Here is a 14,481-nt window from a genome sequence, read left to right on the forward strand (position 1 = left end):
CGCGCTCCTGATCGACGGATGGCCGTTCGCTACCCTGACTCCCATTGATCATCAACGGGAGAGGGCGCCGTGACACAGGACCCGGCCGCGGACGCGCGATCCCTGGCCGGAGTGGCGCTGCGCTTAGGTGCGGTTCTGGCCGCCTCCGGACCGGTGATCATGACGGCCTTCGGGGCCGGCAGACGAAGCGTCGGCTGGTTCTGCGCCGCGACGGGCGCGGCCTCGTACGACGTGGACGGCTTGCCCGCCCTTCCTCGGGGCGAGGTCCTTCCTCAGGGCGAGGGTTTTCCTCAAGGCGAGGGCCTTCCTCAAGGCGAGGGCCCGTACGCGCTGGAGAACATGCCGGGAGAGCTCCTCTTCTGGGGCGTTCTCCTGCTGCCGGTCCTCCTTGCCGGCCTTCTCCTGCGCGGGTCGCGCCGGGCCATGCTCGCCGGGGTGGCGGCGGTCGGGGCCGTGCTGGCGTTCGGGCTCTGCGCCGCGTTCTTCCTGCCGGGTCTCGACCCGTGCACCGGGCAGCAACGCGCGATCGTACCTCCCTGGCCGTTGATCGTCTGTTATCCGGTGGCCGCGGGAACGCTGCTCCGGGCCGCCCGCTCCCCCATGCCGCGGGGACGGCACGGGCTCGTCCTGTGGATGGGCGCCGCCGCGGCGGCGGCGTGGGCGGCGCTGTTCCACCGCCTCACGGTCACGTTCGACAGGTTCATGGTCGCCCTCTACATCGACGAGACTCCGGAGTCGCCGTGGGACGGCCTCGCGTGGTGGTCCTGTGACGTCGACCGGATCGGCCTGCCGGTCGTTCTCGTCGCGTTGGCGGCGACCGCGCGAGCGACCGCGCCAACCGGATGGGGACGGGCGTTCGGCTCCGCGACCGCGGCGGCGCTCCTCCTGTCGCCGCTGCTCGACATCGCGGCGTACATCAGCCAGTACGGTGACGAGTTCCCGTCGTCTCTCGCCGATTCGGTGCGGTGGAACCTGCTCCTCGCGGCCGGCCTCGTCACAGCGGCCACATGGATCCCCGGCACATCGATCTCCCGAGCCGGCACCGTCGGCCTCGTAGATCGCCTGATCCACGCACGCCTGAGGCGGACAAGCCCCGGACGGGCGAAGGATCTCGCCGTCGCCGTCGTCATCGCGGCCGCCGCCGTCTGGCTGGTCGTCTCGTCCTTCACACCGACCCGGTAGGAGAGCGCGGCCACCTCACCACACGTGACGACGGAACACGCACACGAAGAGCGGACGATCGCCCGTCATCTTGTCGACCTTGAGGGTGTTCACGGTGTCGAGCTTCCACCCCTGGGCTTCAACAGCCTCGATGCCCCGCCCCAGCTTCTCGATCTCGCCAGAGAAGTTGACATGTCCGATCTCACTGATGATCTGAGCGGTGAACACCGTACGCCCCTCAGCAGCGGCGATGCGGGCACTGGCAGCCAAGGCATCGTTCGTGGACTGCTTGAAGATCCCCATACGTACCTGCCTCTCCATTTGGACGCGCCTTTCCTCCCAACGGTTGAGAGCGTCCGGCAGTTACGGGAAGAGGAAGACAGCCGTTGCGACCCTCGACAGGACCAGCAGACTGCACGATATGAGTGAGGTCCTGCGGCACGCCCCCTTCCCGTTTCCCGACAACTCCTTCCCGCCCGACCTCGGGGCCGTAGTCCAGAGAACAGTGATCTCCGGCGAGTCCAGTCGTTCTCATCGTCGTGAATCACGATGAGCGCGGGTAGCGAGCCTGGCCGATACCGCGTCTCTCCCGTGCGGCTACGCCGCGCGCAGAACGTCGAAAGAAGACCCGTGGGTGATTGAGGAGTGGCACTACGAGGAGGAGGAGTAGGCCAAGGGGCACGGGCCAGGGCCCGGCGATCACCTCGGACCCGGACGCCCTCGCCCGAGGCGAGGAATATCGCTTCGATCGGTGGAGTGTTGCGCTGAAAGACTGACGGTATGACCAGTTCGCTGTCGTTGGCGCGCAGAGTGCGACCCTACGAGAAGCTCACCGGAAGCTCATTCCGTTCCGAATGTCGTTTCTTGGATTTCGTCATCGACGGCAGGTCGCTGTTGGAGATGATGTCGGAGCGTAACTTCGGGAACGCGGACATGGCTTCGGTCCTGTGGCTGGCACCGACGCTCGATGACGATGACGCCGTCGGTCGACTGCTGGGGCGGTCTGCGTCACCGTTGGATGACGGCCGGATCCCGCTGTATGTGTGCCCGGAGTGCGGTGACCTCGGCTGCGGTGCTCTGACCGTGGTACTGGAGATCTCCTCCGGTCAGGTGATCTGGCGGGATCCGGGTTGGCAGACCGACTACGAGGACGAGGTCCACTACGAGGACTTCGCCGATATCAGTCCGTTCGTGTTCGACAGGGCACAGTACGAGGCGGTGCTGTCGACGGTGTCGGAGTTCCACGCTCGGGAGGAGAAGGACGCTCCGGCGAAGGAGCCGGCCCCTTGGTGGATGTGGTGGCGTCGTTGATTCGGCCCGAGGGGAAGAAGCGGTTCGCGACGGCCCGAGCCGCCGCCGGCCAGGACCGGCCGGTGGTGCCGAGCCATCAGGGACCGAAGGCATACCTGCTCAGGACAGAGCCTCCGAACGGAGAACTTCCTCTCGCAGGATCCGATGAATCTCGGTGGGGTCCGCGTTGTAGCTCGTCTGGCGCCGAAGCTCCCTCCGTACGGCGTCCACCACGCCCTCGGACAGAAGAACCTGCGCCAAGGACTTCGGCGAGGTCGCGGCACGCGCCTTCCAGAGATCATCGATGAGGCGGCGCTTGAACGCCTCCTTGGTCAGGTGGAAGAGCGCATCGGTCTTCGCAGCCAGGGTGGCGTCACTCAGCAGGTCCACCTCAAGGGCCAGGTCGATGACGACAGGAAGGCCGGCCGTCATGTGGTACACCTGCCACACCTGTCCGTTGGACAGGATCATCCATTCGACGCCCTCGTTCACGGCGTACATCTGCACTTGGCGCAGATGTTTGGGGTTGAGCTTCTGGCTACAGCGCTTCACCTCGATGAAGGCGACCAACTGTTTGTCGATCCGGATACCGTAGTCCGCGAATTCGCCCTTGACCTGGTACTCCGTGGTCAGGTCCTCGTACTTGTCGTATCCGAGTCCTTCGCACAGGAAGTCCGTGATCAGAAGGCGCGTGTCTCCTTCGTTGGCATCGCGGGCCATCAGATCATTGAGCGGTTTGGCGTAACGGCGCACCGCCGCTCGGACACGATCTCGCGCGTCGCTTTCCCACTTCGGAGCCGTTCGTGCCTGTGTCGTCTTCTTAGCGGGAGCGCCCTCGGCCGCCTTGGACCCTTCAGAGGGGCTGACGCCCTGCCCGTCGCCGACGATCACCTGTGCTACCTGCTCAGCCATCGCTCCCCCTGGGGTCTAGTAGGGATAACGCAGGTTAAGCAACCTCAGAAGATCAAGTCATCAACGAGTTTTCCATCGATATGAAAATGACTCTTAAGACCAGGACATAACATAAGAAAAGAAGCAAAGCATATACGGACTTCGACGCCGATCTCGGACAGGCCGACATCGCGCTCACGGGTGCATTCGAGCCCACCGCGCTGGGGCACGGCCCCTCAGCCACCGTTCGCCGTGCAGGAGCTCCATCACCTGAAGCACCGCCTTGGTGCGGCTGCTCGCCAAGGGCTGTGGATCTGCAGCCCTCGCCTCCCGAAAGAGCTGCCGCATTGACGCGCAAGCCCCAGCACAACTCTTGATCATTTGGTGCGCGTCGCAGCTAGGATTCCCTCATGCCCCCTAGGTTAGGTATTCCCCTTCTGCTGGTCCTCGGCCTCGTCACCGGCTGTGGGCTGGCTCAAGGCAGCGGCGTGAACGTCATTCCGTCCTCAAGGCCAGAAGTCTCCGCGTCAGAGAATATCCAGGGCAGGTGGTGGACGTGGGCGGCCTCCGAAGGCGACCGCACGAACCCTGTGAGCGACACGACCGGAAAGTTCTGCGACCGGAACCAGCCACCTGATGTGTGGTTTCTCGCCGGGACCTTCGGCGGCACTTTGCAACGGACATGCAGGTTGCCCATGGGACGGCCGCTGGTCTTCCCGCTGGTCAATCTAACTAGCGACGAGGAGCAATGCGCGGAGTTCATGACCACAGCGACGGGCAAGGCAACGCTTGACGGCAAGGTGATCACACCGGAACGGATGGAAGGCGACATCGTCACCGTCACGGGTGTAGCGGGCAATCCTCTGACCGGCGAGGAGGGAACCACCACGTCCTACGCTTGTGGCGTCTGGGTGCGCCTCCCACCGCTGAAGCCAGGCCGTCACGAATTGACCATTCGCGGGTCATCCGGCGGCTTCCGCACGGGGGTTGACTACACGCTCATCGTCCAGTCCGACCAGCAAGCATAAATACACCTGGTAGTCCGGTAGCGCCAGGCGAAGCTCACCGGCTACGACCCTGCCGACATCTGTGCGGGCTTTCCCATAACCACGAACGCCATGCCCACCTGATCATCCAGTTACGGACCCCACTCACGCTGGTGCTCATCCCGAGCCGTGCAAACACAGATCCAAAGCCCGAAACCTGTGAGGCGCTTAATCGGCTCAACCGAGTACCAGAACTCCAACCGGCATGCCAAACCCTTTCCGTACTGATCCGCCCGACACCCGAGAAGCACAAAGCCGTCCAGAACGGCGCCCTGCTTCCTAGGAGAAAAAGGGTCTGCCGGCGACTTGGAGTGAGTGTAGGAGCCGCGACAGGAGACCGTCTGCAGGCGGCTGTGTCGCTGTACATGTTGCTGTACCGCCACGAGCTATCGCGGGCGTATCGAAAATCGCATACGCCACCGCAACACTCCTCGGTCTTCAGTGAGGGCACGGACCACAGCGGTCCATGCCGAGGGCATAGTGCCTTGGCCCCTGATGATGATCATGGAAAAGGAGAGCGCCATGGCTGATGACGGGACATGGGACCGGCGTTCGTTGTTGCGGGGCGCAGCCGTGGTGGCCGGCGCCGCCGCGGCGGCGCCGCTGTTGGGCGGGACGGGCATGGCGCAAGCCGGTGGTAGCGACGCGGACGCGTTGTTCAAGGCGGGGAAGTTCGTGGAGGCCGGCCGCGCGTACGAGGAGATTCTCAGAGACGACCCCACGAACCTGCACGCGGCTCGCCGACGCGGCTACGTCGGGCTACTGGCCAACAAGTTCCCCGACGCGGAGAAGTTTCTCACCATGGCCCTCAAGTTGGCGCCCGCGGACAAGGAAACCAACGCGCTGCTGGGCGACTGCTACATCCGGCAAGACAAGCTCTCCCTCTCCGTACCGTGCTGGCGAGCGGCCGGCGAGGAAGGCTACGCCGAATGGTTCGCGGCAGTCCGCGGCAAGCCGTATCAGATCCACGGCGACATCGGCCGTGTGCCATGGCTGCGGATGGACCCGTCTCCGCTGGTAGAGGCCTCGCTCAACGGCGGACCACCGAAGCGCTTCATGTTCTACACCGGCGCCCCGAGCCTGAGCCTGACCGCGTCGGCAGCCAAGGAAGCCGGGTTAAGCGCCGTCTACAAGGAAAAGACGGACTTCGAAGGCACCGTCATATGGGTGTACTACGGGGTGCTGGACTCCTTCAAGCTGGGCGGCATCGAACTGCGCAACGTCCCCGTCGGCTGGTCGGCGACGGAGTCGGGCGAAGATGTCAACACCGACAACGACGGCCTGATCGGCACGTGGATCTTCTACCACCTGCTGACCACCTTCGACTACGCGGGCCGGTCGCTGATCCTGCGCCGCCCGACTCCCCAAACGGCCGGCAAGGTACGCGCCGACGCCATCCGGGCGGGCACCAAACCCCTGCCACTGTGGCTGTCCCGCGACCACGACCTCCAGAGCATGGGCAGCATCGCCGGCTCCGGCCCGCGGGTGATGGGCGTGAACTTCGGCGGAATCGGGGAAATGGTCGCGGGCCTGGCCGGGGAGACGGCCAAGCAGTTGGGCGTCCGCACCGACTACGACCGTCCGATCGAGACCGCCGCCCACAGCCATGCGACCATCACCTACCCCTGCTACCCGAAGGAGATCCGCCTCGGCGACGCCGTCGCCAACGAGGTCTACTGCGAAACGGACCCCAACATGCCGGTCAACGTGCCCTGGCCCTACGGCCCGGGGTTCGACACGATCGGCTGGTTCGCCCACTGCTTCTGGAAGCCCTACAACATCACTCTCGACTTCACGAACATGAACCTCTACATCGCCCACGGCAAGGCCACCTGACCACTGCCCGCACGGGCGTCATGGGAGCAACCTGGAGTTGCCGTGACGGTGAGGAATTTTCTCGACGTCATGGCGTCGCGATTGCCCCTGTTAGCGGGCCTTTCGAGTGAGCGCGGCCCTAGAGGACTAGAACTCCCAACCTTCTGATCCGTAGGTCCTCAAACGATCTTCACTGGCGTTCGTAGGCGTTCGTCACCTCGGTGGATGGCACTCTCGCCGTTCAGTCGCGTTCGCCACAGTTCACGATCGTCCGCTCGGGTGGCTCCCAAGGTCCCTCCCGATGAATCGGCAGTCGCTTTCACTCTGATCAGCCCACCCACCTGCGCCCCCGGCTACCACTCGCCGAGAGACTTCACGTCCCATGAGAGCCGGATTGTGGGCTTGGTCTGGAGCACAACCGGTTCCTTGTAGTCCTCCCGGAACCACAGCTTCAGCCCCTCGTAGCCGGACTGCTCGCGCTCAACCGTCAGCCTTCCGAGACGCCGCAGCCGCCCGATGTACATGATCTCCTCACCGTCCACGTAGAGGCTGATATACGCCTCACCCGCCGTGGGATCGACGGAGAAGAGGGCCGATATCGCGCCTCGGGTGAGTCGAAAGGAGTGGAGGCCGACTGGCCAACGAACGTCCCCGTCCTCGCCTTGCGGCTCGTCCTCGAAGAGCCAGATCAGTTCCGCCAGCTCGGGGATCTCCATGACGCGACCATACTCGAGGCCGCCCACGAACAGCAGCAGCCTGACACCGCGCAGAACCGCCCTGCTGATCTGCTTTCTCGGCCGCCGCAGCCATGTTCGCGGGAGCGCGGCCTACCGCTGCGTACCTCTATAACGCTTGAGCAGAGCCGTGATTTTGTCGTAGTTACGCGTAGCCTGCCAGCGGGCCTCGGACATGCTCTCCTTCTCTCCAGGGGTCACAGATCCACATGATGCGGCGATCAAACTTGCGACCCGGAGACACCTTCTTTTCGTAGGCCGTCCCGCCAGCAGCGCCAGCCAGAGAGACCCCTGCTGCGCTTGAGCCGGTCATTCCTCCCCCTGCTGAGCTGGGACACCGAGGACACTCTCTTGATCACGTGTGAAGCGGAGAGCGGTGGTCGAGGGCTGGCGCTGCTGCTCAACTGTGTGACGGCGTACGGGACGATCAGGCTGCACGGCGATGCTGTACTTCCCTCCTGTACGGCAGACCACAACAACCCGCGTATCCGGTGGCAAGCCGACCCGGAGCTCAGGGCCACCCGGCCCGAGACATCCGATGGGCCGGAGTTGTCCACCTGATGGGCCGGCTGTGACCGACAATAGGTCGATGAGCTGGGTCGCCAACGTGATGGTGTCGGTCCATCCCGATGACCGTCCGAACGTGGAGACGCTGAGCGAGTGGCTGCGCACAGAAGCTCCGCTGAGGGATCGGCTGGGAGCGGGGTGCGGCTTTCTCTGCGAGACCACCGGCCAGGACACGGCATGGGGCGGGTGGAAGTACCCGGAGTGCGATGTGTGGGCCGGTGCGCTCAACCATGCCGATCTGAAAGCAGTCCTTGATCGCATTGTGCGGATGCCCTGGCGGTGGGCGAATGCGCTGCAGGTGTTCGTGATGGATCAGGAGGACTCGTTCTTCAGGGTGTGGATGCTGAGGGACGGTGAGCTACGGCAGTACGCGCCGGTCACGCCCGACGAGGATGACCCGGACTTCTACCCCGCTGGTCTGTGAAGCCCGATCCCGCTACTTACGCCCCACCCTCCGGGACCTACAAGCAGCGCGTGAACGCTTCGTTCACACCGGAGAGGTCACCCACGGCCGCCTGCCGCTGTTCCAAGACGACACGGTTCTAGCGATCAGCGAATGGCGCTACGCGGGCAAAGGCTTCCCGCTCCTCGTCACCGCACTCACCGGCAACCAGCCTGGAGCTGCGCATGACCGCTGAAGTAGACGGTCGCTGTCTTCCTCGAGTGATGGCTCGCCGAAGTCATCGCGCCCAATCGCGAGCCCACGACCTACGTGGCGTACGAACCCCTCATCCGGCTGTACATCATCCCCGGAGTGGGGAAGAAGCGGCTGGCCAAGCTCACAGTCCGCGACGTGCAGGCCTGGTTGAACACCCTGCCGACTCTATCGCCGGCGTCCGTCGAGTCCTGCGGTCAGCGCTCGGCCATGCCCTACGGGAAGAACTGGCCACGAAGAACGTCGCCTCATTGACCACCCTTCCGAGCGCCAGCAAGACCAACAAGAAGCGGCAGCATGGGGTGTGGAGCGTCGATGAGGCGCGCAGGTTCCTTGAACACCTCCGGGAGGCCGACGACCCGCTCTACGCGGCGTATGTGCTCATTCTCGTTCTGGGCCTTCGTCGCGGAGAGGTCCTCGGCCTCACATGGAGCTGCGTGGACTTCCCCAGTGCCCAGCTCGCATTTCCCATCAACTCACCAGAGTCAGCGGTCGGCTCCTCCACCGGGAGACGACCAAGACAGAGGACTCAACCGCCTCGCTGCCGCTCTTCGGCATCTGCGTCGCGGCGCTCAGGCACCATCGCGAGTTCAGGAGGAGGCGCGCAAAGTGGCCGGTGAGGAGTGGAAGAACTCGGACCTGACGTTCACGACTCGGACGGGCACGCCGATCGAGCCGCGGAACTTCAACCGGGCTTTCGAGAGCCACTGCCACCAAGCCGGCGTCCCGCGCATCCGCGTTCACGACACCCGGCACACCTGCGCCTCGCTCTTGGCTGCCCTCGACGTCCATCCGCGCGTGGCGATGCGTATCATGCGCCACTCGCAGATCTCGATGGCCATGGACGTCTACACCCAGATTCCCACTCCCGAAACCCGCAAGGCGCTCGACCGGCTGAACCAGAGCCTCGATCGCCCCAGCGATGTGTGACCTAGCTTTCGTTACCGCAAGGGCCTTTTGGGATCACCCCAAAGGGCCCTTGTCCGTGCATGGCTTCTTCTCGTAACCGAAGAGCCATGTCGCTATGACCATGGCGCCCCTTTCGCTTTTCTTTGTATGTGATTCAAAGGAGTGGAGCTCCCGGCGATTCGCCAGTTCACTTTCGTGCCGTACGCAGCGGAGGGCGAATGACACATCCGGTGAATTGTGAGCGCGCCAAGGGTCACTACTGCGGTTGTTCCGCGTGCGGCGGAGCACAGCACGGCTGGACACACGGACTCGCGCTCGCCCGTGACCCCTCTCCTGGCGCCCGTCAAGAGGCGAGAGAGCGCAGCGACTCCGAGTGGGCAGCAACCCGACCTCCCAGAGGACGGCGCGAGCCATCCAGGCGAAGAAAGGCAGCCGCTACTGATAGCGCCACCGTCGATCTCGTTGATTGGCTGACCGAGAATCCGGACGCTATCGAACGCATACAGGAGGTCGGAGACCTTCTTGCCGGCCCAGTGATTGAGGAGCTGGATAAAAGGTTCGGCGCCAGCAAGCCGCGAGAGGCCAGAAGACAGTTCACTGATCACTTCTGGTGCGACCTCCTCGTCGCTTTGGCCGAGGGCATCAAGAAGTTCTCGAAAGCCGTGGACCAAATACCGGACTACGTAACGGCGGTCATCATGCGGTCCCGAAGGACCGAGCGCCGCAGCGTTCTCCTCGAAGCGCTGGTGAGGCTTGCCGTACAGACTGCATGGGAACCCATCAAGCACATGATCCACACCACCGGGATCGAGGACCTCCAACGGACATGCTGGATCCTCGCCGTCCTGATCTGTCCGGCGCCCGAGGACCACAGGGCCGTACAGGACGGTGCTCTCCTTCCCTTGGCCAAGGAGGGGATGTTGGAGATCAGCAAGGAGCGGCTTGCGCAGGTCTTCCCCGCGGAGTGGGTTCGCCGCCTTCGAGAAGGCCTCGACGGCGTCTGAGTGATGCCGTCGGAGTCCCACAGCTGGAGATCGGGGCACGCGCCGGCTGATGTCCGTCGGAGAGCGTCTGCGCGGGGCCGCGTTGCAGTACGGCCACGAAAAAGGCCCTCCGGGATCATCCCGAAGGGCCTTTGACCTGAAGCGCGGCCGAGAGGACTCGAACCCCTAACCTTCTGATCCGTAGTCAGATGCTCTATCCATTGAGCTACGGCCGCTCGCTGCGTAAGCAAGCATAGCGGACCTTCGGCAGTACCTCGAACCGGATTGCCGGTCAGGATCTGGCGGACTCCGGTTTGCGGGGCCAGAGGGTGTAGCTGACCGGCCAGATCAGGGCGATCAGTGGGATCTTGAGGAGGCCGCCGATGAAGGCGATGAGGTAGCCCGTGCGGGCCGGGTCGTCCACGAGCCAGATGAGGGCCTGGACGATGCCCCAGGTCAGCGCGTAGGCGAGGACGATGCGGAGCCACATCACCCATTCGTAGCGGGCTCTGGGCATGCCGCCGGCCGGTGGCTGCGGGGGCGGAGGGCCGCCGGCGAAGCGGTGGTGGAACTTGGCGTCCGCCCAGCGGATCGTACGGTGGCCGAAGACGATCGAGTAGGAGAGGTAGGCGGCCGCCAGGCCGTGTCTGAGGTCCGCCGTGGCGCCTCCTCGCATGTCGATGACGGCGGCTGTGAGCAGGATCACGTCCAGGAGCGGTACGCAGAGGAGCAGGACAGTGCTCACGGTGCGGCGCTTCCAGAGGTAGCGGGACGCGAGGCCCAGGGCGAGGAGGACCCAGAAGCCGATTTCGCAGCCGATGAGGATGGCGACAATCACGCTCTCCATGGTCGCGGGGGCGGTGGCCTCGCACATCGTCGGCGGATAGGAGCCTGTGGATACATCGAAGGGTGTATCCACAGGCGGTCCGGTGGAGGAGGAGCGCGGCGGCGCGGGGTGGTGTGATGGGGGGCATGCGGAGTGCGGGGTTGTGGGCGGTTGCCGCTTTTCTGGGCGGGGCGCTGCTCATCGCGGGTGGCGCCTTCTTTCGCCGTGGGGCGGACGAGTGGGCGCTCCTCGTCCCGCTGGCCTTGACGTGCGCCGGGGTCGCCGTGCGGTGGCGGAGTCCTCTGTCGGCGTTGGGGCTGGGGACGCTGGGCGTGGTCGTGGACCTCTTCGTGGGGCCGTCATTGCCTACGTTGTTGATCTATACGGACAACATCTACGCCGCGGCGCTCTACGGGCCCTCGCGGTTCGCACGGTGGTTGCTGGGTGTGGCCTGCTGTCTTGCGGTGCTGGTGGGGGCCGTCGCCTGGTTTCTGACGGAGGATTGGCGGGTGCCGGCGGTATACGGGGTGCAGGCCGGTCTGGTGCTCATCTCGCCGGTGACGACGGCGATGGTGTTGCGGCAGCAGCGGGAGCAGGCGGCGGCCGAGCGGGCTCGGGCGGAGCAGGTGGCGCGGCTCGCGGAGCTCGACCGGCAGGCCGCCATCGCGGCCGAGCGGGCGGCCATGGCGCGCGAGCTCCATGACATGGTGGCCAACCACTTCAGCGCCATCGCGATCCAGTCGACGGCGGTGCTCTCCCGCAAGGATCTTGATCCGCGTACGGTGCGGACGGTCATGGAGTCCGTACGGGAGAACAGCGTCAAGGGGATGGCCGAGATGCGGGCCATGATCGGGCTGTTGCGACAGGATGACGGCACCGGGAACGGCGGTATCGGGACTGGTGGCATCGGGAGTGGCGGCGATGCCATGCGGCCTCGGTTGGCTGACGCCGAGAGCCTGGTCGAGCGGGCTCGGCGGGCGGGGATGACCGTGGAGTTGCGGGTGGAGGGGGAGCCGAGGGAGTTGCCGGCCTCTGTCGATCTGGCGGGCTATCGGATCCTGCAGGAGGCGCTGACCAATGCGCTGAAGCATGGGGGGCGGTCGGCCGGCGTCGTGCTGGGTTATGAGGCTGAGAGCGTGAGGGTGGTCGTGGACAATCCGGTCGCCGGCGTAGGGTCTGGCGCCGGGTCCGGTCTGGTCTCCCCGCTGGTCGCCGCAGGTGCCGGCGCTCCTCGCCTCGCCGATGGTGGCAGTGGGGCCAATCCCTTGCGCTCGGTGGATCGAGATGGTCGCGGTCGTCGGGGTGAGGTGTGGCTGCCGGGGTCCGGGGCCGGGCTGGTGGGGATGCGGGAGAGGGCCTTGCTTGTGGGCGGTTCTTGCGAGGCGGGGTTGGTCGATGTCGGGCTTGAGATGGTGACGGGTGATGGCGGCTGCTCCGCGAGGGTCGATGCCGTGGCCTATGGCGGCGGGCCTTCTGCCCTTGCTGCGGGTGGTGTCGGCTCTCAGGAGGCTGTCTGGCGGGTGGAGGCCGTTCTGCCCACGGGGGTGACGGCTTCATGACGTGCCGGGCTGAGGGGTTGATGGCCGGCTCGGCTGTCGCCGCGGCGGTGGATGCGGGGTCGGGTTGGCGTTGGGCGCGTACCGGCGCTCGGGCTCGTTGCGGGCGGTGGTGAGGTGATGGCCATCCGGGTGGTGGTCGCTGATGACCATGCGGCGGTACGGGCGGGGATCGCGCTGATCCTGGGCGGCGCCGACGACATCGAGGTGGTGGGAGAGGCCGCCGACGGGGAGGAGGCCGTGGCGCTCGCGCGGGAGAAGCGGCCGGACGTCGTGTTGATGGATGTGCGCATGCCGCGGCTGGACGGGATCTCGGCCACCCGGGAGCTGGCCGGGGTGGCGGATGTATTGATCTTGACGACGTTCGACGTGGACGAGTACGTGTTCGGGGCGCTTCGTGCTGGAGCGGCGGGGTTCTTGCTGAAGAACACCGACGCCGAGAGCTTGGTGGAGGCGGTTCGGGTGGTGGCGCGGGGGGACGGGCTCATCTCGCCGGCTGTCACCCGGCGGTTGATCTCGGCTTTCGCGGAGATGCCTCCGCCCCGTGATCGGCAGGCCGTGGCCGGGCTGACGCCTCGGGAGCGGGAGGTGCTGGCCTGCGTGGCTCGGGGGCTGTCCAACGCGGAGATCGCCAAGGAGCTCGACATGGCGGAGGCGACGACGAAGACACATGTGAGCAGGGTGCTCGGCAAGCTGGGGTTGAAGAGCCGGGTGCAGGCTGCGATCTACTACTCGGCGTACGAGGAGTAGCGCGCCGACGCTCTCACCGGTCGAGGCGGACTGGTGGGGTTTCCGGCCGGTTTCGCTTTTGGGTCGGCCATGCCGTCGGAAAGCGCCTGGCATGCCGTCAGGCGATACCGCCGTCCCACGCCGCTCGCCACCGGCTGGGCGATACCGCCGCTCCATCGCTCCACGCCGCTCGCCACCGGCTGGGCGATCCAGCCCGCCGCCCCGCGGCCCCACGCCGCCCGCCACCCCGTCAGGTGATCCCGGCGCGTCGTTCGAGGTCGCCTGTTTCAAGTCGCCTGTTCCCATCGGTTACGCCGTGACCGCCCGTTCCGGCCCATTCGGGAAGTGAGCGGTCGGTGTCCTTCGGCCGTGGGGCATCGTCCCCCGGGCCTACTCTCCGTCGGTGGCGGCCCGTAGGCTGGCCGTCGTGAGTTCTCCGCCGCCTGTCTCCCCCGGGCCGTCCGGTCAACCGCCTCGCCAGACCGGTCTCGTGGTGGGGCTGGCGTTCGCGGGAGCCTTCGGCTACTGGGTCGTCAACGTGCTCCTGGGGCTGATCGTGATCAGGTTCGACTCTCGGGTCGCGGTCGGGGTGGGGGCGGCGGTGCTGGCTCTCGGGGCGTTGGGCGGCGGGGTTCTGCTGGTGTCGCGGCGCAAGCCCTGGGCCCTCGGTCTGGGATTGGGGTTGATGATCGGGTGGGCGTTGGCCTCCATCGTGACCGCCGGATTCTGTACCGGGCTCAATCCGAATCTCTACGCCTGATGGGCGGCCATCCGGTCGCGGTCGGCACGGCGCGGTGCGCGGATGAGTGAGTCGCCGCCCCCGCCGCCTCGCGGGCCGCAGTCTCACGGGCCGCAGCCTCGCGGGCCGCAGCCTCGCGGGCCGCAGTCTCACGGGCCGCAGCCCCACGGGCCCACACCACATGGGCCTCAGCGCCACGGGCAGCCACCACAGCCGCCGCAGCCGCCCCAGCCCCCGCCGCACGGCTACTGGGCGCCGCCGCCGAAGCCGCCGCGTGACAGCTCCCCCGCCCTCCTCATAGGCATGGCCTTCGCCGGCCTCGCCCTCTACAGCGCGCTGAACTTCCTGCTGGTCCTCGTCGTCCTCTTCGCCGCCATGGACAAGGGCGGCAACCAGCTGTGGACCGCCATCGCCGCCGTCGTCCTCGCGCTCGTGGGCCTGGGCGCCGGCGCCGGGCTGCTGGTCCTGCGGCGGCCGTGGGCGACCGGGCTGGGGCTCGGGTTGATGCTCGGGTGGGCGTTGTGGTCGATCGTGTCGGCCGGTTTCTGCACGGGCATCAATCCGGGAATGTACGGCTGAC

15 protein-coding genes, 1 tRNA gene and 1 pseudogene are annotated in these 14,481 nt (G+C 66.1%); 12 read left to right on the forward strand and 5 right to left on the reverse strand.

Annotated elements, in window-relative coordinates; all coding sequences use genetic code 11:
* Positions 1–69: 69 nt before the first annotated feature.
* Positions 70–1,182, forward strand: coding sequence for a hypothetical protein (locus HT134_RS40200; protein WP_175605749.1), 1,113 nt, complete (start codon positions 70–72; stop codon positions 1,180–1,182).
* 15 nt (positions 1,183–1,197) lie between these two features.
* Here HT134_RS40200 and HT134_RS40205 read toward each other — a convergent pair whose 3' ends face one another.
* Positions 1,198–1,464 carry a hypothetical protein gene (locus tag HT134_RS40205; RefSeq protein WP_175605750.1) on the reverse strand — a complete coding sequence of 89 codons (267 nt, stop codon included), beginning with the start codon at positions 1,462–1,464 and terminating at the stop codon, positions 1,198–1,200.
* A gap of 477 nt (positions 1,465–1,941) precedes the next feature.
* On the opposite strand from HT134_RS40205, the gene HT134_RS40210 reads away from it, so the two are divergent.
* Positions 1,942–2,472: a hypothetical protein gene (locus HT134_RS40210; protein ID WP_175605751.1), complete on the forward strand. Its 531-nt coding sequence runs from the start codon at positions 1,942–1,944 to the stop codon at positions 2,470–2,472.
* A 99-nt stretch (positions 2,473–2,571) separates the two neighbouring features.
* On the opposite strand, the gene HT134_RS40215 is transcribed toward HT134_RS40210, so the two are convergent.
* The gene (locus HT134_RS40215; RefSeq protein WP_175605752.1) at positions 2,572–3,363 is read right to left on the reverse strand and encodes a type I restriction enzyme HsdR N-terminal domain-containing protein; all 792 of its coding nucleotides are present in this window, start codon (positions 3,361–3,363) and stop codon (positions 2,572–2,574) included.
* A gap of 467 nt (positions 3,364–3,830) precedes the next feature.
* On the opposite strand from HT134_RS40215, the gene HT134_RS40220 reads away from it, so the two are divergent.
* Both HT134_RS40220 and HT134_RS40225 read left to right on the forward strand, forming a co-directional pair.
* Positions 3,831–4,370, forward strand: coding sequence for a signal protein (locus tag HT134_RS40220; protein WP_217708925.1), 540 nt, complete (start codon positions 3,831–3,833; stop codon positions 4,368–4,370).
* A gap of 513 nt (positions 4,371–4,883) precedes the next feature.
* Positions 4,884–6,224, forward strand: a complete 1,341-nt coding sequence (locus HT134_RS40225; RefSeq protein ID WP_217708926.1) for an aspartyl protease family protein — start codon at positions 4,884–4,886, stop codon at positions 6,222–6,224.
* Positions 6,225–6,556: 332 nt separating this feature from the next.
* On the opposite strand, the gene HT134_RS40230 is transcribed toward HT134_RS40225, so the two are convergent.
* Entirely contained in the window at positions 6,557–6,919 is a 363-nt protein-coding gene (locus HT134_RS40230; protein ID WP_175605754.1) for a hypothetical protein, read from the reverse strand.
* Positions 6,920–7,526: 607 nt separating this feature from the next.
* On the opposite strand from HT134_RS40230, the gene HT134_RS40235 reads away from it, so the two are divergent.
* From HT134_RS40235 to HT134_RS40245, 4 genes and pseudogenes are all read left to right on the forward strand, one after another.
* Positions 7,527–7,928 carry a squamosa promoter-binding protein 15 gene (locus HT134_RS40235; RefSeq protein ID WP_175605755.1) on the forward strand — a complete coding sequence of 134 codons (402 nt, stop codon included), beginning with the start codon at positions 7,527–7,529 and terminating at the stop codon, positions 7,926–7,928.
* Positions 7,929–8,183: 255 nt separating this feature from the next.
* Positions 8,184–8,414, forward strand: a pseudogene (locus HT134_RS48230) (N-terminal phage integrase SAM-like domain-containing protein); the annotation flags it as partial.
* 354 nt (positions 8,415–8,768) lie between these two features.
* Positions 8,769–9,089 (forward strand): tyrosine-type recombinase/integrase, encoded by a 321-nt coding sequence (locus HT134_RS47930; RefSeq protein WP_217708927.1) that lies wholly within the window; start codon positions 8,769–8,771, stop codon positions 9,087–9,089.
* Positions 9,090–9,601: 512 nt separating this feature from the next.
* On the forward strand, positions 9,602–10,072 hold the full coding sequence (locus HT134_RS40245) for a hypothetical protein (protein WP_175605756.1): 471 nt from the start codon (positions 9,602–9,604) through the stop codon (positions 10,070–10,072).
* A 142-nt stretch (positions 10,073–10,214) separates the two neighbouring features.
* On the opposite strand, the gene HT134_RS40250 is transcribed toward HT134_RS40245, so the two are convergent.
* Both HT134_RS40250 and HT134_RS40255 read right to left on the reverse strand, forming a co-directional pair.
* Positions 10,215–10,287, reverse strand: a tRNA-Arg gene (locus HT134_RS40250).
* 56 nt (positions 10,288–10,343) lie between these two features.
* A complete protein-coding gene (locus HT134_RS40255; protein WP_217708943.1) occupies positions 10,344–10,898 on the reverse strand; it encodes a hypothetical protein in 555 nt (184 codons plus the stop codon).
* Between the two features lie 311 nt (positions 10,899–11,209).
* On the opposite strand from HT134_RS40255, the gene HT134_RS40260 reads away from it, so the two are divergent.
* The 4 genes from HT134_RS40260 (at position 11,210) to HT134_RS40275 (ending at position 14,480) form a co-directional block, all read left to right on the forward strand.
* The gene (locus HT134_RS40260; protein WP_312888786.1) at positions 11,210–12,436 is read left to right on the forward strand and encodes a sensor histidine kinase; all 1,227 of its coding nucleotides are present in this window, start codon (positions 11,210–11,212) and stop codon (positions 12,434–12,436) included.
* A gap of 117 nt (positions 12,437–12,553) precedes the next feature.
* On the forward strand, positions 12,554–13,183 hold the full coding sequence (locus tag HT134_RS40265) for a response regulator (RefSeq protein ID WP_175605759.1): 630 nt from the start codon (positions 12,554–12,556) through the stop codon (positions 13,181–13,183).
* A 469-nt stretch (positions 13,184–13,652) separates the two neighbouring features.
* Positions 13,653–13,922, forward strand: a complete 270-nt coding sequence (locus HT134_RS40270; protein ID WP_217708928.1) for a hypothetical protein — start codon at positions 13,653–13,655, stop codon at positions 13,920–13,922.
* Between the two features lie 282 nt (positions 13,923–14,204).
* A complete protein-coding gene (locus HT134_RS40275) occupies positions 14,205–14,480 on the forward strand; it encodes a hypothetical protein (RefSeq protein WP_175605760.1) in 276 nt (91 codons plus the stop codon).
* The last annotated feature ends 1 nt before the right edge of the window (position 14,481 follow it).

The sequence above is a fragment of the Nonomuraea rhodomycinica genome (assembly GCF_013363995.1).
Taxonomy (GTDB): Bacteria; Actinomycetota; Actinomycetes; order Streptosporangiales; family Streptosporangiaceae; genus Nonomuraea; species Nonomuraea rhodomycinica.

Bases quoted from the DNA above. Each gene is read 5' to 3' on its own strand.
- HT134_RS40205 (WP_175605750.1), bottom strand. From the start codon at position 1,464: ATGGGGATCTTCAAGCAGTCCACGAACGATGCCTTGGCTGCCAGTGCC.
- HT134_RS40210 (WP_175605751.1), top strand. From the start codon at position 1,942: ATGACCAGTTCGCTGTCGTTGGCGCGCAGAGTGCGACCCTACGAGAAG.
- HT134_RS40215 (WP_175605752.1), bottom strand. From the start codon at position 3,363: ATGGCTGAGCAGGTAGCACAGGTGATCGTCGGCGACGGGCAGGGCGTC.
- HT134_RS40225 (WP_217708926.1), top strand. From the start codon at position 4,884: ATGATGATCATGGAAAAGGAGAGCGCCATGGCTGATGACGGGACATGG.
- HT134_RS40230 (WP_175605754.1), bottom strand. From the start codon at position 6,919: ATGGAGATCCCCGAGCTGGCGGAACTGATCTGGCTCTTCGAGGACGAG.
- HT134_RS40235 (WP_175605755.1), top strand. From the start codon at position 7,527: ATGAGCTGGGTCGCCAACGTGATGGTGTCGGTCCATCCCGATGACCGT.
- HT134_RS40255 (WP_217708943.1), bottom strand. From the start codon at position 10,898: ATGGAGAGCGTGATTGTCGCCATCCTCATCGGCTGCGAAATCGGCTTC.
- HT134_RS40265 (WP_175605759.1), top strand. From the start codon at position 12,554: ATGGCCATCCGGGTGGTGGTCGCTGATGACCATGCGGCGGTACGGGCG.
- HT134_RS40275 (WP_175605760.1), top strand. From the start codon at position 14,205: ATGGCCTTCGCCGGCCTCGCCCTCTACAGCGCGCTGAACTTCCTGCTG.